Source organism: Paenibacillus tritici (assembly GCF_013204885.1).
GTDB lineage: Bacteria > Bacillota > Bacilli > Paenibacillales > Paenibacillaceae > Paenibacillus_AQ > Paenibacillus_AQ tritici.
Genome location: NZ_JABMKX010000009.1, coordinates 225,488 through 249,788, shown reverse-complemented (window position 1 = coordinate 249,788; position 24,301 = coordinate 225,488). Strand labels below are relative to the sequence as shown.

Here is a 24,301-nt window from a genome sequence, read left to right as displayed (position 1 = left end):
AAGAAAAAGCGCAGAACCCCCGGCTGGGAGTCTACGCTTCTCTTTTGAACCCTTCGCCCAGCACTTCATGGGCCTCCGTTATAATCACAAAGGCACCCGGGTCTACCGAGCGGACAATCGCCTTCAGCCTCGTAATTTCATTCTGGCCGACTACGACCATCAGCACCGTACGGTTGTCACCGGTATAACCGCCTTGCGCATTCAGCTTGGTCAGCCCGCGGTCCAGATCATTCAGAATCGCCTGTGAGATCTCCTCTGTATCATCAGAGATGATATACGCCACCTTCGTGGTGCTGAAGCCTACCTCCAGCGCGTTAATCACCCTGCCGGTGACGAACAGCCCGATCAGTGCATACATCGCCTGCTCCATCCCCAGCACGAAGGCCGCCAGCGTGATCACCGTACCATCCAGCAGCACGACGGACAGCGAGAAGCTGAAGCCGGTGAGCTTTTGAATAATCTGCGCTGCTATGGTCAGTCCGCCTGTGGAGCCGCGCCCCCGGAAGACGAGGCCCAGGCCGAGCCCTACCCCGATTCCCCCATAGATCGAAGCCAGCAGCGGATTCTCTGTCGGCACAGGTCCATCCTTCGTCAGGAAGATGAACAGCGGCAGCACAAAGCTCCCTAAGAGAGAGCGGATGCCATACTGTTTGCCGAGGAACACGACGCCCAGAATGAAGAGCGGAATATTAAGCGCCCACTGGGTAAAAGCCGGCTCCGCCCCAAACCACTCCTCCGCCAGTACCGACAACCCCGACACCCCGCCGGAAGCAATCTGATTCGGGAGGAAGAACAGGTTGAACGCCAGCCCTGTGATCAGCGAGCCGATCAGTATAAGCGCAATATCCACCGTATGCCGCAGCGGCCCGTTCAAGGGAATGAGCGGTGGTTTGTTGCGTGAATTGATTTTTTGCATGGTTGGCCGGACTCCTTTATGTTCAGACAAAAATTCCTACACCTCCGAAGACGCGTAGGAATAGGATTACGTTTATTCAGTTTCCGTCTTAATCTGGCTGCGCAGATACCCGTCAATGAACCCGTCCAGATCGCCGTCCATCACCGCTCCAACGTTCCCTGTCTCCACAGCGGTGCGGTGATCCTTCACCATGCTGTAGGGATGGAATACATAAGAACGAATCTGGCTGCCCCAGGCAATCTCCGATTGCTCGCCGCGGATCTCGTCGAGATGGGCCTGCTGCTCCTGGATTTTGCGCTCGTAGAGCTTGGAACGCAGCATCTTCATCGCCTGTTCCCGGTTCTTGATCTGTGAACGCTCATTCTGACACGTTACCACGACTCCGGTTGGCATATGCGTAATCCGCACCGCCGAGTCTGTAGTATTGATGTGCTGACCGCCCGCGCCGCTGGCCCGGTACGTATCAATCTTCAGATCCTCTGTTCGGATATCCACCTCAACGTCATCCGCTATCTCCGGTACTACATCGCAGGATACGAAGGAGGTATGCCGTCTGCCTGAGGAGTCAAAAGGTGAAATCCGCACCAGCCGGTGAACCCCCTTCTCCGCCTTCAGGTATCCATACACATTGTACCCTTTAATCAGCAGCGTTACACTCTTGATCCCTGCCTCGTCGCCCGGCAAATAATCAAGCACATCTACCTTGAAGCCCCGCTTCTCCGCCCAGCGTGTATACATACGCAGCAGCATCTGGCCCCAGTCCTGGGATTCCGTGCCGCCTGCACCGGGATGCAGCTCCAGGATCGCATTCAGCTTATCGTATGGTTGATTGAGCAGCAGTTGCAGCTCGAACTCATCTACCCTGCCGCTGATGCTGCGGATCGTTCCGGCAATCTCAGCGGCCAGCGCGTCATCGCCTTCTTCATCCGCCAGCTCCGCCATCATGGAGGCATCGTCGTAATCCTGCTGCAGCTTCTCGTATTGGTCGACCACCGACTTCACGGCATTCATCTCGCCGATCACGCTCTGCGCTTGCTCGGAATCATCCCAGAACCCGGGAGCCGCCATCTTCTCTTCGAAGTTCGCTATAATCTCCAGCTTCAGGTCTAAGTCAAAGTGACCCCCTAAGATTGGTTAGTTTCTTGCCTATTTCACGCAGGTCCTGCTTCACATTAGGATCGATCACTTGGATCACATCACCTTTCATAATTGAATATTGCGCCGGGCTGCCGGGTTGGGCTTGCCGGCATGGACAGGTACTTACGCGGCTGACTCTTCGCTTCATCCGCTCCATGGCCCGGTGTACGCCGTAACTGCGGGGAATGTTTGGACTTTCGGCCGCTGTTGTGCCCAGATTTATTTAATTATACCGCATAGCGGATTAAATCCGGGCACAAAGGCGGACGCTACCGCTCCTACAGTTCCAAACTTCCCCTCCGTCACTTCCACCTTGGCCATAACCATCTGAACTCTCCCGTCTGCCGCACATAGATGCGTCAAAGGGCCTTCAAGCCCAAAAAAGCAGCCGGGCCGCAAACGGGGAGTCCCCCGGGCCCAGCCGCTTTGTATTGTCATTATAACCTAAGTGCCGGTGAACCTAACCGGAAGTGCGGTATGGTGAAAAGCATTCGCAGCTTCATGCCTGCTCATTATTTCACCGTGCACTAACAGAACCGGTCTTGAACCCCTAGATCGCGCTATTCCAGCGGGTTACTTAACCTCTCAGACTCAGCCGTAACTTTGTTTCTCTTACACCTGGCCGTGGCAGTTCTTATATTTCTTGCCGCTGCCGCATGGGCATGGATCGTTACGGCCGACAGTAGATTCCACATGCACCGGACGTTTCTCCGCAGGCTCTGCATTGGTAGAGATCTTATCTTCCTCCACTACCGATTGCCGTTCCTGATTCGTCTCGATGTGCGCCTTCATAATGTAGGTCGCTACTTCTTCCTGAATGTTCGCCGTCATAGCGTTGAACATCTCGAAGCCCTCGAATTGGTATTCGCGCAGCGGATCAGTACCGCCGTATGCACGGAGGTGAATCCCTTGACGAAGCTGATCCATAGCATCAATATGATCCATCCATTTGCTGTCTACGGAACGAAGTACAATGACCTTCTCGAATTCACGTACCAGCTCGGAGCCAAGACGCTCTTCACGTGCGGCATACTTCTCAAGTACACGGGCGAAGATGAATTCGATCATTTCATCTACTTCTTTGCCCCACAGATCATCGCGGGTCAGCTCATTCTCTTCCAAAAGCTTGCTGTTCACATAATCCGCAACCTCTTGCAGCTCCCAGTTCTCAGGGATATCGTCACTGCAGTGGGCATTAACAATACGGTCGATGACCGGCTTGATCATTTCCACTACGATGTCTTTGATATTGTCAGACTCCAGAATCTCGCGGCGCTGCTTGTAGATAATCTCACGCTGCTGGTTCATGACGTCATCATATTGCAATACGACTTTGCGGATATCGAAGTTGTTGCCTTCTACCCGCTTCTGGGCAGATTCAACCGCTTTGGTAATCATGCGGCTCTCAATCGGCTGATCTTCCTCAAATCCAAGACGGTCCATCATGTTCAGCACGTTGTCCGCGCCGAAACGCTTCATCAGCTCATCCCCGAGGGACAGATAGAACTGTGTTGAACCCGGGTCGCCCTGGCGTCCGGCGCGTCCGCGAAGCTGGTTATCAATACGGCGCGATTCATGGCGTTCCGTACCAATAATATGCAGACCGCCAACATCAGTTACACCCTCACCCAGTACGATATCCGTACCACGTCCGGCCATATTCGTGGCGATCGTTACTGTTCCCGGCTGACCGGCAAAAGAGATAATTTCGGCTTCTGCCGCATGATGCTTCGCATTCAGCACCTGGTGTCTTACACCCTTGCGCTTCAGCATTTCCGATACCCGTTCGGAATTCTCAATGGATACCGTACCTACAAGCACCGGCTGATTCTTTTTGTGGCGTTCCACAATTTCCTCAACTACAGCGTTGAACTTGCCGTTTTCGCTTTTGTAGACCACATCCGGCATGTCAATACGTTGATTCGGCTTATTCGTAGGAACCTGAAGAACCTCAAGACCATAAATCTTCTTGAATTCCTCTTCTTCGGTCTTCGCAGTACCCGTCATCCCGCCAAGCTTACGGTACATCCGGAAGTAGTTCTGGAAGGTGATTGTAGCCAGCGTCATGCTCTCATTCTGAACTTCAATCTCTTCCTTCGCTTCAATAGCCTGGTGCAGCCCGTCACTGTAACGGCGGCCCTGCATCAGACGACCGGTGAACTCATCGACGATCATAACCTCGTCTTCGTTAACCACATAATCGACATCCCGGCGCATAATAGCGTTCGCCTTCAAAGCCTGTACAATATGATGGTTCAGTGTTACGTGGCTGTGGTCATACAGATTCTCTATTCCAAAAGCACGCTCAGCCGTAGCCACGCCCTTCTCGGTCAACGCAACCGACTTCACCTTAATATCGACGGTGTAGTCTTCTTCGGCCGTCAGCTTCTTCACGAAACGGTCTGCTGCGTAATACAGCTCTGTCGATTTCTCAGCCTGGCCGGAGATGATCAGAGGTGTACGCGCTTCATCTATAAGGATGGAATCGACTTCGTCAATAATACAGAAATACAGCGGGCGCTGTACCATCTGTTCCTTATAGAGAACCATGTTGTCACGCAGATAGTCAAAACCAAATTCATTGTTCGTTCCATACGTAATATCGCAGGCATACGCCGCTTGTTTATCATTATGGTCCATACCGTTGAGGTTGACGCCAACGGTCATGCCCAGAAAGTTATAGATTTGTCCCATTTGCGCACTGTCGCGCTGAGCCAGATAATCATTTACGGTTACGACATGCACGCCTTTACCCAAGAGTGCATTCAGATACACCGGCAAAGTACCCACCAGTGTCTTGCCTTCCCCGGTCTTCATCTCGGAGATCCGGCCTTCATGCAGCGCCATACCCCCAACTAACTGAACGTCAAAATGCCGCATGCCCAGCGTCCGTTTGGATGCTTCGCGTACGGTTGCAAATGCCTCAGGAAGAATCTCTTCCAGGGTTTCGCCCTTCTCAAGACGGGCACGGAACTCTACTGTCTTAGCCTGCAGCTCTTCATCCGTAAGCGATACGAAATCCGGCTCCAGACCATTGATTACTTCGACCGTCTTCATAAGACGTTTAACATCCCGTTCATTAACGTCGCCAAATATTTTCTTCACAAGTCCTAGCATGGTTAACCCCTTTCATGCAACACAGATGGTGGAACCGAGCCCATGCTCAACAATTTGAAAGGGCCATATATGATTTCGATTCCGCTGCTTCATAAATTGTAACAGTTTGTAAGAGATGCCGCAATACAAGCTGCCCTAACCTTATTCTGTATAATCCTCTTATATAAGGAGAGAAGATGACATTTTAACGAAACTTCTATATATACGCACAAGAGCCCTATTCGCTTCAGGCGAATAGGGACTCGTCTAATTGTCCACGTTAGGCTGAACCGAAGCCCTTCCTTATTCCAGCAATTCCCGGTCCGCTAGAGTTAATCTTGTTCGATCAGACCATACTTGCCGTCATCACGTTTGTAAACAACGCTTACTTCAGAAGTATCAATGTTGGAGAACACGAAGAACGTATGACCAATCATGTTCATTTGCAGAATCGCTTCTTCCACATCCATAGGCTTCAAGGTGAACCGTTTGTTCCGCACAACCTCAAGATCATCGTAATCCTGTTCCTGATCTTCAACAGCAACGGCACTAGCCGAACCTTCTACGAACAAGGTCTTCAGACTGCCTTCCTGACGGAACTTGCGATTAAGCTTAGTCTTGTGCTTGCGGATCTGACGTTCCAGCTTGTCCACTACGGCATCGATGGATGCATACATATCATCGCTGCGGTCTTCGGCACGAAGCGTCACACCGGCCAGAGGGATTGTAACTTCCACCGTATGAAGGCCGCGAACGACGCCAAGCGTCACATATCCTTCAGAGGTAGGGGGTGCATCGAAATACTTCTCAAGTCTGCTGAGCTTCTTATCAACATAGTCTCTCAAAGCGTCGGTCACTTCAATTTGTTGACCTCGAATGCTGAATTGCATGGGGCACTCCTCCTTTGTTTACCTTTTCATTATAGCAAATTGTCAGAGCTAAGTAAAAAACAAATCATGACAGCCTTTACATTTAGCTAACAAAAGATGTCATAGACCTCGCCTTACAATAAACAGGTCCGGCTAGAGCATGATGTCGCCCTAGCCGGACCCGTGTACGGCTGCTGTATTATCTCACGTTGCAGCCAGAATTATGAATGATTGCAATCCTGCAGCAGGAATGATGTCCTGTATTCATATATCCTGGTTATTTAGCAGTATGAATACGCAGAATCTCTACAGGCGACAAGCTGCCGCCAGTACCAGAAACGAAGAAGACTTTGTACGCTGTATCGGCACTCAGTCCGTTCAGCATAAAGTTGTGTTTTGCCATAGGAGCCAGTGTAGAAGTTGATCCAGCCCAAGTTCCTGTTAACGGAGCGCCAGCACTATTCTGCCCGTTAGCAATCTGCAGTGCGGTTGGGTCAGCTTCAGTTGCTTTGACTACCACATATTTCAGCGCTGTTACTGGTGCGGCCATCTGCCCGTAAGCTGCATAGACTTCTGCTGATACCGTTCCTATGCTAGTTACTCCAACCTGTGAAAGCGAAGTGGTAGTGCCTGCTGCTGTCTTCAAGCGAAGCGGTGTTACGCCCGACCAATTGCCTGAATTATCAGCCAGAGCAACATATACAGTATACTCAGTGCCTGCACTCAGACCATATACAGAGAAAGCAACGGTTGTATTGGCTGTTGTTGCCATTGTGCCGGAATGAACGACTGTTGTTCCTGCCGCAGCCATTCCGTCTTTCACTTGTGCTGCAGTTGGTGCCATTACGTTCATGCTGTAAGGAGCAACTACATAATACACAGCTCCCGTTACAGAAGGCGTAACATATACATCTGCGGTAACCGAACCCACATGACCGTAGGTTACATTGCTAACGGAAGGCAAGGTCACGCTGCCGCCTCCGCCGCCACCACCGCCTCCGCCGCCAGTACCGCCACCACCACTACCGCCAGGAACAGGAGTAGCTGTTGGACTAGTAGTTGGCACTGGAGTTGCTGTAGGAGCAGGGGTTGTTGTAGGTGTTGGCATTGGGGTTACTCCACCACCGGTACCCGGCTTATGCATAACCGAATTGCTGATAATGCCGACTGCTTCAGCACGGGTAAGCGATTTCTTCGGCCCGAACGTTCCGTCAGGATAACCGTTGATGATCTTCTTGCCAGCCGCTGATGCTACTGCAGCTTTGGCCCATGCTGAGATCTGGGCATTGTCCTTGAACTTAAGTGGAGTAGAGCTTGTACTCAGCTTAAGCACCTTGGCAGCAATAACTGCTGCTTCCTGCCGGGTGAGCGGATTATTGGCCCGGAAGGTATTATTCTCATACCCGCCAATGTAACCAGCCTTCACAGCCTTGGAAACTTCGCTATATACCCAGTTTGATTTCTTCACATCGGTGAAGCTAATGGAAGCCGTGTCGGTGAACCCGAACAGGCGATTGATCAATGCCACATATTCACCACGGGTAATCGCCTTATTCGGCTTCACCGTTCCGTCAGGATAACCGCCCAGGTATCCTTTATCCAGCCAGCTCTGCAGTTGCTTCTGCGCCCAGTGTCCTTGAATATCCTTGGGGGCAGGCGCTGCGGATACACTTCCCAGTGATCCCAGCAGCATTGAAATACCCAGTACTCCGGCCGTAAGGCCACGCCACAATTTCTTCATTCTTTTGTTCATCCTCCTGTGATTTTGATGGGCATAGGCTTCACTGCATGTCTTCTTACAAAAGCTCTTTCGGAAGCATACGCCTAAGCTAATAATGAGAGTGCAAACTAGGCAAGAAAAAAGCCCAACGGTTCTCATTACCCATATTTTGGAGATGATAAACACTTTTCCAAACTAAATTTTACAAAATGTCCAAATAAGCTCTCTTTTATTCCAAATTTTAAGAATATTTATGAATATAATGTAGAATAATCTCGCAAAATGCGGTTCTCATTAGATGCTCTCGAGGGTTGCTTATTGCGATTTCTGTGCTCCCTCAAGCATATAAAAAAGACCCCAGGGAATGTCCCCAGGGTCTACCGCTAGCGTTGTCTCAATTGCTAACCATCTACCATATATGTAGGTCGGCTTCGCCGGATGATTATAATTTGATGACGTTAGCTGCTTGTGGTCCGCGTGCGCCTTCAACGATATCGAACTCTACGGATTGACCTTCATCCAATGTCTTGAAACCGTCAGTTTGAATCGCGGAGAAGTGTACGAATACGTCGCCACCATCGGCAGTTTCGATGAAACCATAACCTTTTTCTGCGTTAAACCATTTAACTTTACCTTCCATTGACTAAACATTCCCTTCGTCATCAGATGAACGTGAGTCTTGCTCACAATTCGACTATACCACCGCTGCTTCTCTATTGTCAATTGGAATAGTAAATGGTTACATGCAATATTTTACCAGACCCTAATTGAGCTCAGAAAAAGCCAGATTCGGTGAGATAAGATACAAAAAAAGGAGCAGACGCTTTAAAAATACCCGCCTGCTCCCCGGCTGAAACAGGGAGAATCTATTATTTTTTCTATTATTTTTTCCGGTCCATCAGGAAGCTGTCTGGAGTATACGCCGTCTCGTATGCGTTGCGTTGGATTTTGGCTTGATTGCGTTTTTGGAGCCAGTCTTTGGCTTCGAGGCGATGGGCATTCATTCGTGCCATGATGGCCGGATCATGCTCCAGAATTCGACGCAATAGATCTTTTTGTGCAGGGGTCATCTGACAATTCTCGACTTCTTCCCCAATGGCTTCGACAATTTTCTGGCGTTGTTCTACGAAGGTTTCGAGTTCTTCGTAGGTGGTATCTTCCAACTGATAGTTCATGGCCCGGGTCAGTTCTTCAAGCTCCTGCAACAGATTATCCATGCTGCTGATCTTGTGTAATATTCATTTTAGAAGCCTGAGCAAAGGTCTGACGAAGCTCCAGAAGATAACCAATTGCTTCCTCCGCCTGTTCCTTTGACTTCTTAATGTTGGATTCAATAAAGAGATAATTAATATATTCATACATTGAAGCAAGCCCCTTAGAAACCTCGTACGTGTTATCCAATGTAGTGATAAGCTCATTGACAATAGTTTGCGCCTTGCCCAGGTTGGTGCTAACTTTATTAAAGTCGGACGAATCAATCCCTTCTAACGCCGCCTTACCAAAACGAATCGCTCCGTCAAACATCATAAGCAGCAGTTGTGCCGGACTTGAAGTCTGCACCGAGGATTGCCGATATTTATCGTAAGGAGATGTTATCATTTATATTCACCCTTTTTTCAAAAAATTTATGAGAAATAGCTTGATAGGCTGCTTGACTGGCTGTTATATTTGTTCATTGCTGTTTCCATGGCAGTGAACTTCTTATAATAGTTGTTTTCCATATTTTCTAGCCGATCCTGCAAGGCTCTGATACGAGTATTATAATCACTTAGTCTCTTTCCCATGGTACTGTCTGATTTAAAAGCAGTAGTTAAATCTACACTATACTTAGATGTCCCTGCTTTAGTAGATAATTTTTCGATAGCAGTACTAACACTTGATGTTAATTTATCATAAAGCCCATCCGTTCCACTGTTAGACCCCTGGAATATAGAAGTTACCCTCTGGGGCTCATTTTGAAGAGCTTCCTTCAATTTCTCCTGATTAATATACAATTTTCCGTTTTCGTGATACTCTCCGCTAGTAATACCAATCGCACTCAAGTCACCAAGTTTTTTTGTTATCTCAGATCGCATAGAAAGCAAAGTGGATTTCAGAATCTCATCATTCTTTAGCATCCCACTTTTCGCTTTGGTTTCCCAAGCTTCAATTTCGCTTTCCTTCATTTCTTTCTTCTGCTCATCACTGAGCGGTGTGAAGTCAGGGTAACGTTCTTCATTGACTCTAGCATTAAAATTAGCAATAAGTTCATTGTAGCTATCTACAAAACTCGTGATGGTCGAAAGTGTTGTTGTGTAATCCGTTTCTGTAGTTACTGTGGCAGAAGTAGTAGACTCAGCTAGCAGAGTAAACTGTACTCCGTTTAATTTCAAAATATTACTTGGGAACTCCAAGTCTGTTCCGGTTGTACTTCCGTTAGCTTTTACATTTATTTTTGCTACTTGATAAGGTGTAGACGTAACTGCTCCTGAGCCAAAAAGCTGAAGAAAGTTATCTCCGCTACCTAATTCCACCTTACTTACTGAACTAAAAACCGTGGAAGTAATACTGAACTTACCTGTTACTTCATCAAACTTAGCTTTAACATTTGCTCCATCAATTTTATTAATAGAAGTTATTGCATCAGCAATTGAAGTAGTACTATCCAATTTAATCGTTGTCTTACCATTTATAGTTATTGAATATTTCCCATCAGGTGATGCTGTGACGTTATTAAATACTCTTAGATCTTCTAACGTTGAGTTTGAGGTGATACGCTTACCATCCTTAGAAACTACCATTCCCGCGGTTTCTTTAGCTGCTGCTTTTGCTAATTGAGTTACTGTAACCTCCATACTCGTACCGTTCGCATCTGCAGTTGCCTCAGCCTTAAGCGCTGTAGTATTACCAGATACTGTAGCCTTTTGTGAATTCATCTGAGCTGAATTATCAAATTTGGCTAGTTTATTATTTTTGTAATCAACTAACTTACTGTTGACCTCACGATAATTATTTCTTTGCCACTGTAAAATTTCCTTCTGTTGATTCAGCTTATCCAAAGGAACTCGCTTGGCTGTCATCATCTGCTTTACGATGCTATCGACATCAATCCCGGAAGCAAGTCCACTAATCCTCAAAGTCATAGATAGTTCTCCTTTTCAATTAAACTCTCTCATCAATGATTATACCTGCAATCTGCATCATATTAGCTACTAAGTCCAGTGTTTTCTCTGGAGGAATCTCCCGAATAAGTTCACCAGTTTCTTTATTTAAGATCTTGACCATAATCGTATTTGTTTGTTTATGCATACTTACTTCCAGAGTAGTAGAAGGTCCTTCCAGTGCTTTCAGTGCCCGGTCAAGTGCTTTAACGACCTGCTCTTCCCCTAATGAAATAGGAATACCTTGGTTCTCCATCTTTTTTAAATCTTCATTACTGCTGGCTTGATTGATTACTGGAAGACTAGTATTTATGTCATTTTTTTTCTCGATCTTATTTCCCTTTTCCGTAGGCTTAGCACCATAATTCCCTGCTCCTGCTAATCGAACATCCATCGCAGAACCCTCCGTCACTGATCAATGTATATACTATGTATCGGAATTTGTTGTCAACCATATTATAGGTAATGCAAAAAATAAAGCTTAAAACAAAAAAAGAACCCTGGAATAATCCAGGATTCTCACTACTAAAACCCTTGTGAAAATTAACGAAGCAATTGAAGAACACCTTGTGGCTGTTGGTTAGCTTGAGCCAGCATAGCTTGGGAAGCCTGTGCCAGAATGGAGTTTTTAGTCTGCTCCATCATTTCTTTCGCCATATCAACATCTCGGATACGGGATTCTGCAGCAGTCAAGTTCTCGGAAGAAGTATTCAGGTTGTTAATTGTGTGTTCCAAACGGTTTTGGTAAGCACCCAGTTTAGAACGTTCCGAAGATACTGTTGTGATAGCTTTATCGATATTAGTAATTGCGCTATTTGCTGCCCCCTGCGAGGAGACATCGATACCCTTCTGAACTGTAGCCTGGCCTGAAACATTTCCGTTAGCATCAATTGTTGCAGAAGTAGAAGCTTGTTTAGTTTGTGTCAGAGCAGGAGTACCTGTAGCCAATGCAGAAAAAGTAAAGTCAACATTCGCTGTACGTCCAGTTGAAGCGTCACCAATAGTTACACCGGTTTGATTGCTGCGAACAGTTACAGAAGGACCAATACTACCTGCTGTATTACCCAAAGTAAGAACCGCAGTTGCAGCTTTTACTGCTACTGAACCTTGGTTACCAACACCGTTTGTAGGAGCATTAGCGATTTGAACACTTACACCTTCTCCAAGATCAAAAGCGCCAGCTGCTACTGAAGCAGTTGCCCATGTTGTGCCTCCATCTTTTGAGTAGCTCAACGAAGTAACGTCACCAGTGGCTGGAGTACCAATGCTGGCAATTTTAAATTGAACTGTAAAGTCTGAAGAGCCAGTGTAAGCAGAACCAGTAGTAGTAATAGCGCCTGCAATGTTACCAGCTGCTGCTGTGTAACTAGCCGCAGTAACACCTGAAACTGTAACATTAGCACCTGCTCCAAGATCAGATGTTACACCTGTAACACCTGTTACTCCAGAACCAGCAGTCAAAGTAGTGCTGATTACATCACCGGAAACTCCTAGTGACTTGGCATCCATAGCACTAACGCTCAGAGAAAGATTCTGGTTTGCATTTGCACCGATTTGATAAGTGTTCTTCAAACCGCCAGCAAGCAAGTTCTGAGTATTGAACTCAGTTGTATTAGAGATACGAGTGATTTCTTTAGCCAACTCGTCAACTTCTTGTTGAATCTTTTTGCGGTCATCAGCAGTATTTGTATCAGTACCAGATTGAACAGCCAGTTCACGAACACGTTGGAGAATTGAATGCGTTTCGTTCAAGGCGCCTTCTGCTGTTTGAATCAATGAAATTGCGTCTTGTCCGTTACGACTGGCTTGATCCAAACCGCGGATTTGTCCGCGCATTTTTTCGGAAATCGCCAAACCTGCTGCATCATCGCCTGCACGGTTGATACGGAGACCGGAAGACAGTTTCTCGATGTTCTTGCTCTGGTTAGCTGTGTTAGTGCTCAATTGACGGTGAGTATTTAATGCTGTTACGTTGTGGTTGATAATCATTTTGTATTTCCTCCCTGAAATTGAGTTGTTCCACATCCATGTGGTAAACGCTGCCGTTAAGGTCGGCCGCCCCTCCGGATTCAGCGTCTAATATATATATCGACTTGTCCGGTAATTTGTTTATAGCTATTTACATGAATTCGCAAATTTATTTTTGTGTGCGTAACCGTTCCATTAGAGCATTAAGATTGCCTTGGGTTGGCGAAGCAGATTCCTTATTGGCTTCTTTTATTGATAGATACACTTCTTCCCGGAAGATATCGACATGCTTCGGAGCGTTAATACCTACCTTCACAATATCTCCTTCAACACTCAGAATAGTAATCTCAATATTATCCTGTATAATAATCGACTCGCCTTTTTTGCGGGTAAGAACGAGCATATTATTCACCACCCTTTTCAAAATGATCATGGGGAGCATTCCATAAACTATGTCTTGTTTGATAGTTCGAGTTGTGAAGTACAACCTGCTTCCCTGAACGTGTATTCGGATTTAGTACAATAGGGGCAAGTAAATTAACAGTTGAGTGCTCCAACTCTTCTTTAATTGTAACCATACAACGAATATTCACATCATCTATAATCCCTAATTCTTCTTTATCCGCTTGTGGAAGCTCAAATTCATAGGTCGGATAGAAAACGAAAGGGTCACTCAATAAAAATGATATACTTTTATTTTGAAGAGATTGTAAATAGCAAAACGGTCCGTCTTCTACCGTAATCAAAGCAAAATCAATATCTTCTTCAAAACCAGGAACACCTTTGGGGAAATGATATATTTGTTCTTCCGTAATATCCAGCGTTCCCCAAGTCAATGTTTCTATAATCATTCTACGAACACTCCCTATTCTTATTATCTAATAAAAAAGCCATAGATATTTGGTTATATCAACCGTATCTATAGCCTGTACTAATATTTACATTTGAATATCAATCTCCGGTGGAATAAAGCTTATGGAAGGCTTTTGCCTTAGATAAATATCTACGCTTGACGGTGTGTAGTTAATTTCCGGATAATGGGTCTCCACTTGAATGTTGACTTCTGCCCTACGATACTCTATTTGAGGGGGAACTACCCTAACATCTATTCGCACGTTATCTACGGATGCCGGTCCACGGATTTCAGGGTAAGACACCGGTTGCCAATCCTCACCGTAAACCTCCGCTATACTATTTCCCGGTTTGTGAAAGTTAGCCACCCGCTCGCCTTGCTCCATACGTTTAGCAATGCCTTGAAGCCATAACTGCTCGACACCCGAATAGATACGTTGGCTCATTTCGCGGTAGGTTCCACCTGTATATGCAGCCCTAGCTTGAGACTGATCAATTGTCATCTCAGCAGGAGACTGACGAATCTCTAATTGCCCCGGAGTAGTAGTAATTTGCATATCCGATTTGGGCTGAACAATTGACAGGCTGCCAGCAGTAGTCTCGATCCCGATTAAGGCAATTGTTTGCCGTATTTGAACTATCGGTATCATCTGAGTCACCCCCTATCTTATAAAATCTACAAGGGTAGACTGAATGATTTTAGAGCCCACAGAAAGAGAAGCATTATAAATGTTCTCTTGAATTTTGGACTGCATCAACATCTCTGCATAATCGCCGTCCTCAGTCTTCGACTGTAAGTCTGTCAAGTTAACTTCCATATCGCTTAATCTATTCTTCATTAGCTCAATTCGATTGGTCTTTGCTCCAACATCCGCTTGAACGGTTAACATTTTGTTGATGCGACTATCTATATTTCCTAATTGGCTAGAAACTTCAGCGGTATCTCCGATAGCTAGGGCAGCCGAAATCTTATCGATAACAGCAAAGATATTATCTGCTTCGTCTCCACCAAATACATCATTGCCTGTAATATTGATCGGAAGTTGAACACTTTCACCTACTGTATAATTCAATACGCCTTTATCAGTAATTATGGAAGCAGCCCCTGAAGTATCTGGCGTTCCATCAGCTCCAGTAGCGAATTGATAAGGTTGTACATCGTATTGCTGTCCATTAAAAATGTACTTCCCCTTGAACTGGCTGTTGGAAATATCAATAAGCTGTTCCTTAAGCTGCTTCACTTCTGCATTAATGCTATCTAGTGCCTCTTGTGGATTAGCACCATTCGCTCCTTTTACAGACAGCTCACGAAGTCGTTGAATAACATCTCCTGACTGAGTCAGTACTGTATCATTAAACTCCAGCCAAGATGTAGCATCATCTACGTTCTCCTGATATTGCTCATTAGCTGACAAGTCCGCACGGTATCGAAGAGAATAAGTAATACCTACCGGATCATCAGAAGGTTTGTTAATCTTACGCCCCGTTGCTAGCTGCAACTGTGTATCGTTCATCGTGCGGGCGTTGCGGTTAAGGTTAAGCAAGAGCTGTGAATTCATCATATTAGAGGTTACCCGTAACATCGCTTAAATCCCCCTTTCTTATCTGCCTACGGTGCCGGTAGAGTTAATCAATTTATCGAGCATTTCGTCATAAGTCGTCATAAAACGCGCAGCAGCGCTATAAGCATGTTGGAATACCAGCATATTGGACATTTCTTCATCAAGAGATACTCCACTAACTGATTGGCGGCGTGCATTGACTTGCTCGACAAGATAGTTGGAATTCTCTGTCTGGCGTGTGGCCTCTTGGGATTGAATCCCGAGTTGCCCAACCATCGATTTATAGAAGGAACCTGCCGTCGCTTTGATTCCTGTAGTTGGAGATGTAAAAGAACCCGATTGTTGATTGGCTAACAATAGCGCCAGAGTATTGTTACCTTTGACAACTGATTCAGAAGTACCTGTTCCAGTAGTTCGGAGTGATGTAGCTAATAAATTGGTATCTATAGCGATTTCTGTATTAAACGTAATATTCCCAGCTGTAATTGCATTTCCGTCACCAGTGATTGTAAAGAGCGGCTTACCGGGATTGAGCGTGCCATCCATGGTATAACCGAGCTGATGAAGACCGTTCAAGCCTTTGACTGTTGTCTTCACATCAGCGCTCAGGGTGGCTCCTTTAGGTAGTGCAGACCCTGCTGCAATAGTAGCAGTTGTTCCGTCTGCTTGAGTAATCGTGGCATCACTTGTAAGAATTGTATCTTCAGGAAGAATTGAACCTTTCGGAAGAGTGATGTCCATTGCTCCTGTAGCAATAGTATTCGCAATGTTATCAAGCTGTTTCTTATAATCCGCAACATACTTCTGACTGGAAGTGATCATACCATGTACTTCTCCAGTTTTTAGATCGCCCGAAGCAAAAGCAGTGTTAAGGAATGCACTGTCCACAGTCGCAGAGACAACGGGTCCTTGTACAAGCTGTTGGCTGCCAAGCGAAATGTTATAGCCGTATTCGGTATCTACTACACTGACATTGGCAATCTTGGAGAGCTTGTCCGTCAGCAGGTCCCGTTGATCCCGCAGGTCGTTTGCTTTGTCGCCCATGCTCTCAATTTTGAAAATAGATGAGTTCAAGTCTGCAATGGAAGTTAAATATCCCTGTATCTCGGTACCTTTGACTGCCACATTGGAGGCCAAATCCGTATCAAGGTTACTCAGCTGTCTACTCATATAATTAAGTGCATCGGTCATAGCCTGAGCAGTCTGAACCACAATCTTACGGGAAGTGCTGTCTTCCGGGTTCTTACTGAGATCCGACCATGATTTCCAGAAGTTATCGAGCACTGTACTTATACCTGTATCTGATGGTTCTTTAAAGATCGACTCCAGCTTGTCTAGTGTATCTGATTGGATCGTCCAGCTCCCCAAGGCTGAATTCTCGCCCCGGTATTGGGTATCCAGAAAAGTCTCACGAATCCGGTCAATAGAGCCAAACTCAACGCCTGTACCCAACTGTCCGGGAACTGTAGACTTATTAAGTCCATAGGCTTCAATAGGGATTGAAGCTGTCATATTCACCCGCTGGCGGGTGTACCCTTCCGTGTTGGCATTGGCAATGTTGTGGCCGGTGGTATTGAGCGCAGCCGTCTGGGTAAACAGGCTTCGTCTTGCGGTCTCGATGGAGTGGAATGTGGATGTCATGCTACTTGTTCCTCCCTTGTGATTGCTGCGGTGAACAGGGCTGTGCGGATAAGCTAGTTATCCACGGGCATCAAAAAGCCCCGGCCGAGTCACACTACTGCCCTTGTCGGACGGATGATGGTATGTCATTTCCTGATTTGGTCTTCCGACAAGCAAATCCAGGGAATAATCTATAAAGGTAAGCGACTGCTCAATCAGCTTCTGGTTCAGCTCATTGGCCTTTTTTAATTGCTGCAATGTGCCGGAAAGCTTCTGCTGAATATGCAGCAGGCGCGATTTGTCATCGGGATCAAATACAAGGCGGGACAGCTCGGTTAGATTCAGATTCAGATTGGAACGGATTCCAACCCCCTGCAGAAACACGAATGCCGCCTCTGCACGCTGCTCTTCGAGCTGTCCGATCACCTTCATCAGCTTGGACTCACGGTTCAGGATGTCAATGAGACCCTCCACCTTGTTGTCCATAATAGTCTGTTTCTTCACAGCGGCCAGATCCAGCATCTGTATATGCGCTTCGTCCAGCCGCTCCAGCAATTCTAATAATGTTGTAAGTGCCATGGGTGTGTTCACCTAATTCTCGGAGGATTGCTTAAAGTAGGGGGCGAGTGTCTCAGCGAGCTTGGCTGCGTCAACCTGGTAGGTACCTGCGGATACTTGCTGTTTCAGGCTCTCGATCTTGTTCGCACGTTCGGTGTCAATCTTGCCGCTGTTCTGTGCCTGGAGGAGCTTGATGGCTTCATCCGAAATCGATACCTCATCCTTGCGCGTACTTTTCTTCATCTGTTCCTGCCTTTGCGATTCCGTACTTCGTTGGTAGGGATTCATCGCATTAATTCGTCCGGTCTCGTTAATTTTCATAACTTCACCTTCCTTCTGATCAAGTGGAGACGGCTCTGCCGGCCTTAAGCTGGACGGCATCCGTATCAGCGAGAAAGATAAGGAATCTGTATTGCGCGAAGCAATACATTCTTATCTTTTATAAAAAAGCCGATAATCTTTACTAAGTTTATCGGCCTTTGTTGAAACATACTTTATAGCTGCAAGCGTTTTTTTTGCAGAATAGTTTAGTTGCGGAACTTGTCCACAGCGCGGTAAGCGGCATCCGTGGTCTTCTTGGGCGCGCTTTTGTCCACACTATCCTTGGCTGCATCGGCCAGTTCTTTGGTCAGACGGCTGCGGCAGTTGTCGCACATATGCCCATCCCGGATCAGGGTTCCGCATACTTCGCAAGGGTACATCATATTCGGTGCGTTGGCTATGGAAATCCGTCCCTCCCGAATAAAACGGGTAATTTCCTTAATGGAAATATCGGTGGCATCGGACAGTTCCTGGATGTTGGTGCCTCTATTTTTGCGCAGGTATTCTACACAGATTTCATATTCGCGCTCTAAATCTTTGATACAGGGCTGGCACAGGTTCATCAGGTTCTTCACGTATAACCGGCCGCATCTTGGACAATTATCTACATTCATTTCTACCGCGGCTCCCTTCCCTTCATTCTCTACAGCTCATAAATAACTTATGCTAATAAGATACATGATAGCTGAATATCCGTCTATGCTTAGTATCGGTTGGGGAGGGGCTTTTATTGAATTCTGGAGCTGCGGCAGTCGCTAGGAACGCGCCCAGGTCAACGAGTAGATCTCCGCAGTGCAGCCCATACTCTCGCAGAGGCTATGAAGGGCGTCGGCGCAGGCGCGGATCGTACTTCCCGTAGTATAGATATCGTCGATAATGATGATTCGCAGTGGACGCTGCTGACCCCGAAATGCTGTAGCATCCAGTTGTTCGCGAAGTCTGTGCAGAACCGCCGCATCCATATTTCCGGTAAAAGCGTGCTTCATATCGGCCAGCCGTTCGCTTCTGCTTTTGAAGCTCTGCTTGGCGGTATGGCGGGTACGGACCAGCAGGGGGAGCTGAAGCAGGTCTCTGCGCCGGCATAATACCTCAGCCAGTTGCTCTGCCTGATTGAACCCTCTCTCCAGCAGACGGACCGTACTCACAGGCACAGGGACCAGCAGATCGGCTTGCCACAGATTGGAGCGGCTAAGATTGGACTTCAATGCCATTATCGGTTTGCAGAAAAAATGGGTTTGCAGAGTGCCTCCGGTACGTTGCCGGTCACTCTGTTCTTTTTGCAGCAGGGCATACGCCTTGTCCAGCATCTGGCCCAGCAGGGGCGTAAGACGCTCATTCCCTCTATATTTGTATTGGCCGAGAATCTCGCGCATCTCTCTGGTGTAGGCGACTGCGCTGCGGTTGCACCGGATCGGCACGGGTCCGCGGCTACGGCTGCAATCGGGACAGCCCACATGGCGCCCGCAGGTCTGGCAACGGGGACGGCGAATCCATGGAATCCGACTATAGCAACTCAGGCAAATTCCTGGCATATCCGGGGAGGAACGCGCTTGTCGGCCACAGAAAAGACATTGCGGCAGCGCAGGAGCGACCAGCGAACGGGCTTGTTTCACCCATGACATCAGGGGATTCATCATCATCCTCCTTCAAAAGGGAGTGTACTATTAAGATTTAAAATATCCCTGCCTGCGGGCCATGGCATTCATCCTGCGGATCTGGGAGATGGCGGCGCGCTGCGACCGGCTCCACTCTGCCGAGGCGAAGATGACGTTGCCTGCTGGATCGTCTTTGGAACGCCCCGCGCGGCCCGCCATCTGCACCAAAGCCGCTTCATCAAACAGCCCGCTGTCCGCATCCAGAATAAACACATCACTGTGCGGCACTGTAACTCCGCGCTCCAGAATGGTAGTCGTAACCAGCAGGGAAATGGTACCCTCGCGGAATTCCAGCACCTTCCCGGCCCTGGCAGGATCTTTGGATGAGGTGCCCTCTATAGTAAGGTTGGGGTACATCCGCCGCAGAAGCAGCAGCAGTCCATCAATATGGGCGATCCGCGAGACAAAAAGGAAAATCTGCGCCTTGCGGTCAATGGAATGCTGTAAGGCCTGGAGCAGACGTTTAGGGAGCCTACCCTGCTTCAGGCAACGATTGAGCGGCTGCATCTGTACATGACGCGGGACCGGCAAGGGGTAGCCGTGAAAGCGGACAGGCACTCTCGCATGAGGCAGTCTGCCGAAGCGGGCGAGGCGTTGCAGCTCTACAGGTGGCGTTGCCGAGAGATAGATGAATGCCCCCTCGGGCTTACAGACCTGCCTGGCGGCATAAGCCAGCATGGGATCGTTATGATAGGGAAACGCATCAATCTCGTCGATAATGACCAGATCGAAGGCCTGATTGAACCGCAGCAGCTGGTGGGTGGTCGCCAGCGTGATGCGGCTCCGGCTCCAGCGGTCCTCGCTGCCTCCGTACAGCACGGCGGGGACATCCGCCGGGAACGCCTTCGCCAGGCGCGGCGCCAGCTCCAGCACGACGTCGCGCCGCGGCGTCGCAATCAGCGCCCGGCCTCCGGCAGCGAGCGCCGCCTCCAGAAGCGGGAAAGTAATCTCCGTCTTTCCCGCGCCCGTCACCGCCCAGAGCAGGAATCGCTCTGGGCCGCCTGCGGCGGAGCGCTTACGCGGCTCCGCCAGGAACCCCAGCGCAGCGGCGGCGGCTGCCGCCTGCGCTGCGCTAAGCCCCCACCGGCGTGCCGTCACGGTGGGGGCCACACCGGCCGTGCAGCGCACGGCCGGCAGCGGCGCACTGCGCAGCAGCAGCGCGCAAGCCCGGCTGCGCCCGAGTGCGAGGCAGGCCTCGCAATAGGCGCAGCCGGCAAGGCCGCACGCGGCGCAGGCCGTGCGGCCCGTGGGGACGCTGCCGCAGCGCAGGCAGCGCAGCACTTCGCGGCGGCGTAGGCCCAGCGCGGCGCCCGCAGTGCCGCAGACTGCGGCCTCCAGTCGCAGCCGCCCCTGCAGGTAGGCGAGCTGTGCCGCAGCCAGCCAATTGCCCGCCAGCTCCGGGAGCTGCTCGGCCACCAGCGCCTCGGCTTCACCCTGAAGCAAAGAACGCCCGGCGAGCGCCTCCGCCAGTCGGTCTGCACCCGCTGCAAGCTCCTCCCGCCTATCCACTCGCGCATTCGTCCGCTCATTCCCATGCCCATACATCCGCCCGCCCGTCCACTCACTCTCACGCTCATTCCTCCGCCCATTCACTCGTTCATCCGCTTTCTCGCTTATCCGCCTATCCACTCGCGCATTCGTCCGCTCATTCCCATGCTCATTCATCCACTCGCCCGTCCACTCACTCCGCCCATCCCCCCAATCAACACTCCCTTCTTCACCGCCGCCGTACCCCTTCGCCCCCACAAGCCTATACATCTCCACCTCCTCAAAAGGCCAGTCCCTGCCCCGCCCGCCTCCGGCAGCCTGCTCTGCACGAATCTCAGCCTTCAAGAGCGCTGCGGCCCCTCTGCTCCAAGCCGCTTCATCCCAATGCTGCATCTTGCCTGTGAACCGGCAGGCTGTAGCCAGCTTCACCGCCCAGCCCAGCGGCAGCGACCGGGAGAGCAGCACGATCCGGTCAGCAGGCTGTCGGTTCCAGCCCGGCACGTTTGTCTCTCTCCCAGTCCACCATAATTGATCCACAGCCATATTCAGAGAAATTCTGGCCTCCCAGTCCCCACCCTGCTCCACCACATAGACAGCCACCTTCAACCCATCCGCCTCCTGACTTTGATTCGCCTTGAACCTGCGTTTCTTTTGCAGCATATCCTTTCATTGCCGGTTACTTCCCTACCCACAACGCACCACACGACAAAAAAACACACTGCCCCATTCCTGGAGAGTGTGCTTCACCCGTGACTTGCATCTTCAATTGTCATTCGCCTTGCTTCACTCTGCTTCCCGGCAACCGCATGATCCGCAGCGGCAGCAGCGGTTCCTGAACCCGCAGATCCACTGTAACTCCCTGCCCGCGTTCATTCCCGCCCGTAAGACTGTACAGCGGGATAGCCGAAGCGCACTCACACTCAATAGAAGAGCTGTGATAGGCCATCCGTGAGGCTATCGCCAGCGTCCCGTCCTCTGAACCGTCATCCAGCACAGTCACATACAGGGGCCTGCCAATCCAGAGCGCATGAACAGCAAGGACCCGGAGATACCACTCCACCACGGCCTCATGATTACGGGTAATCAGAATATAGTGAAGCCGCTTTCCAGTCCGTGCTGCTGCCCGGGTCTCTTCCCGATGATGCAGGAGTTGAACAAGGGCTGCTGCGGATGCATAAATACACATAATCCAGATTAACTGGGCGATCATGGAGATGCACCTCCCTCTTATACCCACACTATATGCCGGGAATAAAAGGACGGTGACTGCCTATTGTGCTGGAACAAATACCTCCAACCGGAACACTCTCCGCAGGGACACAAATTACACAATCTACTTCGGGTACGTATTTAAATCAGCATTTTGCAAAATTCGAATATAGTGCGGACTGAAACAATACTATGGCTGCAGCATCCGGCTGCAAACAAGTTATGTACCGTTTTACAAGGATCATTAGGATTCTCCAAAACGCTCAGTTAAAAGTTTATGCGGGAAGCTATAATGTTACCCAGCCATATTTGATAGAATTAATTACAGCCTGCGTCCGGTCATCCACTTCCATCTTTTGAAGAATACTGCTGACATGGTTTTTGACCGTCTTCTCACTGATAAAAAGATATTCCCCGATCATCTTGTTGCTCTTGCCCTCTGCCATCAGCCGCAGAACCTCTGCTTCGCGGCGGGTCAGCGGATTGTTGTCGCCTGCGACGAACTTCACGCCCGCTTCCTTCACGGCAGTCTCGGCAATAGCCCCGGTCTCGTTAAGATAAGTCATGCGCCGCAGCTGATTAATCAGCTTGCCGGTCACCTTCGGATGAATGAAGGCATGACCCTCGCATACGGAACGGATCGCATTAATCAACGACTCGGCTTCCATATCCTTAAGCAGATATCCGTTGGCCCCCTTGCGCAGCGTCTCGAATACATAGCTTTCATCATCATGGATCGAGAGGATAATCACTTTGACATCCGGGAACATCTCCCGAAGCTTCTGCGTAGCCTCCACGCCGTTCTCAATGGGCATATTGATATCCATCAGCACGATATCAGGCTTGGTGCCGTTGCAGAATTCAAGCACCTGGATGCCGTCACCGCATTCGCCAATGACCTCGATATCATCCTCCATATTCAAAATACGTTTAAGCCCTTCACGAAACAATTGATGATCATCGGCCAAAAGAACTTTTATGGGCGATTTGCCAGAGTTTTGGTTCTCCATCACATTACTCCTTCCCCTTTTCCACATTCGTCGGAATGTGAATTACGATTGTTGTGCCCTGGTTCTCGGCTGATTGTATTTCCATTCTTCCCTCCAGCAATTCCACGCGTTCACGCATTCCCACCAGACCGAAGCTTTCCCGGTTGGCTTGTTCACTGATCTTCTTTACATTGAAGCCTAATCCATTGTCTTTCACGACGATCTTAATCAATTGGGCCTGATAAGTAATCTCCACGAGTACATAGCTGGGATAAGCATGCTTCGCCGCATTGGACAGAGCTTCCTGCACCAGCCGGTATACCGCCGCTTCCATAGCTGAGGACAAGCGGTGCTCCTTCCCCCTGGTTTCAAAAGAGGTGCGGATCTTCGTCTTCTCCTCATAATCATGCACGTACTTCCGCAGAGTCGGAATCAGCCCCAAATCATCAAGCGCCATCGGACGCAGGTTGAAAATAACCTTACGCATTTCTTCCAGGCTGTATCTTACCTGCCCCTTTAAATCTATTACTTCGGCTTGTACCAGCCCAAATTCCTGCTTTACCAGCATTCTTTCTACAATTTCCGTCCTTAGGACTAGATTCGCCAGCATTTGAGCGGGACCGTCATGAATTTCCCGGGCAATTCTCTTCCGTTCCTCTTCCTGAGCCAGGATTATTTTGAGTCCTATCATCTGCCGGTTCTTCGCGGATTCGACAATTCGCGTCACTTGGCCTAGTTCTCCGGACAGATATTCCAGGACAACGCTCATTTGCGAACCAATCGACTCGGCACGTTCAACAGAATTTTCGACACTGCGAACCCGCATTTGCAGTTCATCGCGTCTGCTCCGCAGATAGACCTCCCTCTCCCTTGTCATCATAAGCTCAAGCTGCAGCTCCGTCGCTTTCTCATAAGCTATCCGGATATCCTTCTCCGTGTAGCGGACGAAATCCCGGCTGACCTCCGTCAGCCGGATCCGGGAGCGGTGGTACTGCTGCTCCAGCTTGTCTACCTTTTGCAATGTTTCATCCGTTTCTTCCATAACCCGCTGCAGTTCTTTGTTGAGTGCAGCAAGCTCATCACGTGCAACCTGCAATATTTCAAAAATCTGATACTTGCTGCTCTCCATCACGTCGATGGTATTTTTAATAACGCGATCTATCGCATCGGCTTGAAATTCCACGGATGCTTGCCCCATTTC

General features: G+C 48.9%; 24 protein-coding genes. All 24 read right to left on the bottom strand.

The genetic code is table 11. The annotated features are described in order from the left end of the window. Positions 1–31 precede the first annotated feature (31 nt). Positions 32–916: a YitT family protein gene (locus tag HQN87_RS17880; RefSeq protein ID WP_173136181.1), complete on the bottom strand. Its 885-nt coding sequence runs from the start codon at positions 914–916 to the stop codon at positions 32–34. 72 nt (positions 917–988) lie between these two features. Beyond that, positions 989–2,123 (bottom strand): peptide chain release factor 2 gene (gene prfB / locus HQN87_RS17875; protein WP_216857347.1). Its coding sequence is split into 2 segments (ribosomal slippage): positions 989–2,029 and positions 2,031–2,123, totalling 1,134 coding nucleotides; the frame shifts between segments, so codons are not numbered across the junction. Positions 2,124–2,665: 542 nt separating this feature from the next. Then, positions 2,666–5,170, bottom strand: a complete 2,505-nt coding sequence (gene secA, locus HQN87_RS17870; protein ID WP_173136179.1) for a preprotein translocase subunit SecA — start codon at positions 5,168–5,170, stop codon at positions 2,666–2,668. 311 nt (positions 5,171–5,481) lie between these two features. Further along, a complete protein-coding gene (hpf, locus tag HQN87_RS17865) occupies positions 5,482–6,039 on the bottom strand; it encodes a ribosome hibernation-promoting factor, HPF/YfiA family (protein WP_173136177.1) in 558 nt (185 codons plus the stop codon). Between the two features lie 256 nt (positions 6,040–6,295). Beyond that, on the bottom strand, positions 6,296–7,759 hold the full coding sequence (locus tag HQN87_RS32760) for an S-layer homology domain-containing protein (RefSeq protein WP_173136175.1): 1,464 nt from the start codon (positions 7,757–7,759) through the stop codon (positions 6,296–6,298). 421 nt (positions 7,760–8,180) lie between these two features. Next, on the bottom strand, positions 8,181–8,378 hold the full coding sequence (locus HQN87_RS17855; RefSeq protein WP_019915069.1) for a cold shock domain-containing protein: 198 nt from the start codon (positions 8,376–8,378) through the stop codon (positions 8,181–8,183). Between the two features lie 241 nt (positions 8,379–8,619). After that, positions 8,620–8,955, bottom strand: a complete 336-nt coding sequence (locus HQN87_RS17850) for a flagellar protein FliT (protein ID WP_173136173.1) — start codon at positions 8,953–8,955, stop codon at positions 8,620–8,622. Continuing rightward, positions 8,948–9,337: a flagellar export chaperone FliS gene (fliS, locus tag HQN87_RS17845; RefSeq protein WP_173136171.1), complete on the bottom strand. Its 390-nt coding sequence runs from the start codon at positions 9,335–9,337 to the stop codon at positions 8,948–8,950. The genes HQN87_RS17850 and fliS overlap by 8 nt, the downstream gene beginning before the upstream one ends. Before the next feature lie 26 nt (positions 9,338–9,363). Next, positions 9,364–10,860 carry a flagellar filament capping protein FliD gene (gene fliD, locus HQN87_RS17840; protein WP_173136169.1) on the bottom strand — a complete coding sequence of 499 codons (1,497 nt, stop codon included), beginning with the start codon at positions 10,858–10,860 and terminating at the stop codon, positions 9,364–9,366. A 19-nt stretch (positions 10,861–10,879) separates the two neighbouring features. Continuing rightward, positions 10,880–11,272, bottom strand: coding sequence for a flagellar protein FlaG (locus HQN87_RS17835; RefSeq protein ID WP_173136167.1), 393 nt, complete (start codon positions 11,270–11,272; stop codon positions 10,880–10,882). A gap of 149 nt (positions 11,273–11,421) precedes the next feature. Further along, positions 11,422–12,867: a flagellin N-terminal helical domain-containing protein gene (locus HQN87_RS17830; protein ID WP_173136391.1), complete on the bottom strand. Its 1,446-nt coding sequence runs from the start codon at positions 12,865–12,867 to the stop codon at positions 11,422–11,424. Between the two features lie 148 nt (positions 12,868–13,015). After that, positions 13,016–13,249 (bottom strand): carbon storage regulator CsrA, encoded by a 234-nt coding sequence (gene csrA, locus HQN87_RS17825; protein ID WP_173136165.1) that lies wholly within the window; start codon positions 13,247–13,249, stop codon positions 13,016–13,018. Between the two features lies 1 nt (position 13,250). Next, complete coding sequence (gene fliW / locus HQN87_RS17820) at positions 13,251–13,697, bottom strand: flagellar assembly protein FliW (protein ID WP_173136163.1); 447 nt, start codon at positions 13,695–13,697, stop codon at positions 13,251–13,253. A gap of 87 nt (positions 13,698–13,784) precedes the next feature. After that, on the bottom strand, positions 13,785–14,348 hold the full coding sequence (locus HQN87_RS17815; protein ID WP_216857346.1) for a DUF6470 family protein: 564 nt from the start codon (positions 14,346–14,348) through the stop codon (positions 13,785–13,787). Positions 14,349–14,360: 12 nt separating this feature from the next. Next, entirely contained in the window at positions 14,361–15,281 is a 921-nt protein-coding gene (gene flgL, locus HQN87_RS17810) for a flagellar hook-associated protein FlgL (RefSeq protein WP_173136159.1), read from the bottom strand. A gap of 18 nt (positions 15,282–15,299) precedes the next feature. Next, positions 15,300–16,901: a flagellar hook-associated protein FlgK gene (flgK, locus tag HQN87_RS17805; protein ID WP_173136157.1), complete on the bottom strand. Its 1,602-nt coding sequence runs from the start codon at positions 16,899–16,901 to the stop codon at positions 15,300–15,302. A 57-nt stretch (positions 16,902–16,958) separates the two neighbouring features. Continuing rightward, positions 16,959–17,459: a flagellar protein FlgN gene (locus HQN87_RS17800; protein ID WP_173136155.1), complete on the bottom strand. Its 501-nt coding sequence runs from the start codon at positions 17,457–17,459 to the stop codon at positions 16,959–16,961. A gap of 12 nt (positions 17,460–17,471) precedes the next feature. Beyond that, entirely contained in the window at positions 17,472–17,759 is a 288-nt protein-coding gene (flgM, locus tag HQN87_RS17795; RefSeq protein ID WP_173136153.1) for a flagellar biosynthesis anti-sigma factor FlgM, read from the bottom strand. 206 nt (positions 17,760–17,965) lie between these two features. Further along, entirely contained in the window at positions 17,966–18,373 is a 408-nt protein-coding gene (locus tag HQN87_RS17790; protein ID WP_173136151.1) for a TIGR03826 family flagellar region protein, read from the bottom strand. 141 nt (positions 18,374–18,514) lie between these two features. Continuing rightward, positions 18,515–19,177: a ComF family protein gene (locus HQN87_RS17785; protein WP_254075538.1), complete on the bottom strand. Its 663-nt coding sequence runs from the start codon at positions 19,175–19,177 to the stop codon at positions 18,515–18,517. Positions 19,178–19,423: 246 nt separating this feature from the next. Next, positions 19,424–21,562: a helicase-related protein gene (locus HQN87_RS17780; protein ID WP_173136149.1), complete on the bottom strand. Its 2,139-nt coding sequence runs from the start codon at positions 21,560–21,562 to the stop codon at positions 19,424–19,426. Between the two features lie 109 nt (positions 21,563–21,671). Then, positions 21,672–22,112, bottom strand: a complete 441-nt coding sequence (locus HQN87_RS17775; protein WP_173136147.1) for a hypothetical protein — start codon at positions 22,110–22,112, stop codon at positions 21,672–21,674. Between the two features lie 286 nt (positions 22,113–22,398). Further along, the gene (locus HQN87_RS17770; RefSeq protein ID WP_173136145.1) at positions 22,399–23,121 is read right to left on the bottom strand and encodes a response regulator; all 723 of its coding nucleotides are present in this window, start codon (positions 23,119–23,121) and stop codon (positions 22,399–22,401) included. Between the two features lie 4 nt (positions 23,122–23,125). Then, the gene (locus tag HQN87_RS17765) at positions 23,126–24,283 is read right to left on the bottom strand and encodes a sensor histidine kinase (protein WP_173136388.1); all 1,158 of its coding nucleotides are present in this window, start codon (positions 24,281–24,283) and stop codon (positions 23,126–23,128) included. Between the last annotated feature and the right edge of the window lie 18 nt (positions 24,284–24,301).

What these genes read in the sequence shown, in the direction of transcription:
- secA (WP_173136179.1), bottom strand. Translation starts at nt 5,170, where the DNA reads ATGCTAGGACTTGTGAAGAAAATATTTGGCGACGTTAATGAACGGGAT.
- flgK (WP_173136157.1), bottom strand. Translation starts at nt 16,901, where the DNA reads ATGACATCCACATTCCACTCCATCGAGACCGCAAGACGAAGCCTGTTT.
- HQN87_RS17775 (WP_173136147.1), bottom strand. Translation starts at nt 22,112, where the DNA reads ATGATCGCCCAGTTAATCTGGATTATGTGTATTTATGCATCCGCAGCA.
- HQN87_RS32760 (WP_173136175.1), bottom strand. Translation starts at nt 7,759, where the DNA reads ATGAAGAAATTGTGGCGTGGCCTTACGGCCGGAGTACTGGGTATTTCA.
- fliD (WP_173136169.1), bottom strand. Translation starts at nt 10,860, where the DNA reads ATGACTTTGAGGATTAGTGGACTTGCTTCCGGGATTGATGTCGATAGC.
- hpf (WP_173136177.1), bottom strand. Translation starts at nt 6,039, where the DNA reads ATGCAATTCAGCATTCGAGGTCAACAAATTGAAGTGACCGACGCTTTG.
- fliW (WP_173136163.1), bottom strand. Translation starts at nt 13,697, where the DNA reads ATGATTATAGAAACATTGACTTGGGGAACGCTGGATATTACGGAAGAA.
- fliS (WP_173136171.1), bottom strand. Translation starts at nt 9,337, where the DNA reads ATGATAACATCTCCTTACGATAAATATCGGCAATCCTCGGTGCAGACT.
- flgM (WP_173136153.1), bottom strand. Translation starts at nt 17,759, where the DNA reads ATGAAAATTAACGAGACCGGACGAATTAATGCGATGAATCCCTACCAA.
- HQN87_RS17815 (WP_216857346.1), bottom strand. Translation starts at nt 14,348, where the DNA reads ATGATACCGATAGTTCAAATACGGCAAACAATTGCCTTAATCGGGATC.
- HQN87_RS17800 (WP_173136155.1), bottom strand. Translation starts at nt 17,459, where the DNA reads ATGGCACTTACAACATTATTAGAATTGCTGGAGCGGCTGGACGAAGCG.
- HQN87_RS17770 (WP_173136145.1), bottom strand. Translation starts at nt 23,121, where the DNA reads ATGGAGAACCAAAACTCTGGCAAATCGCCCATAAAAGTTCTTTTGGCC.
- HQN87_RS17830 (WP_173136391.1), bottom strand. Translation starts at nt 12,867, where the DNA reads ATGATTATCAACCACAACGTAACAGCATTAAATACTCACCGTCAATTG.
- HQN87_RS17850 (WP_173136173.1), bottom strand. Translation starts at nt 8,955, where the DNA reads ATGGATAATCTGTTGCAGGAGCTTGAAGAACTGACCCGGGCCATGAAC.
- HQN87_RS17835 (WP_173136167.1), bottom strand. Translation starts at nt 11,272, where the DNA reads ATGGATGTTCGATTAGCAGGAGCAGGGAATTATGGTGCTAAGCCTACG.
- HQN87_RS17855 (WP_019915069.1), bottom strand. Translation starts at nt 8,378, where the DNA reads ATGGAAGGTAAAGTTAAATGGTTTAACGCAGAAAAAGGTTATGGTTTC.
- flgL (WP_173136159.1), bottom strand. Translation starts at nt 15,281, where the DNA reads ATGTTACGGGTAACCTCTAATATGATGAATTCACAGCTCTTGCTTAAC.
- HQN87_RS17790 (WP_173136151.1), bottom strand. Translation starts at nt 18,373, where the DNA reads ATGAATGTAGATAATTGTCCAAGATGCGGCCGGTTATACGTGAAGAAC.
- HQN87_RS17780 (WP_173136149.1), bottom strand. Translation starts at nt 21,562, where the DNA reads ATGCTGCAAAAGAAACGCAGGTTCAAGGCGAATCAAAGTCAGGAGGCG.
- csrA (WP_173136165.1), bottom strand. Translation starts at nt 13,249, where the DNA reads ATGCTCGTTCTTACCCGCAAAAAAGGCGAGTCGATTATTATACAGGAT.
- HQN87_RS17880 (WP_173136181.1), bottom strand. Translation starts at nt 916, where the DNA reads ATGCAAAAAATCAATTCACGCAACAAACCACCGCTCATTCCCTTGAAC.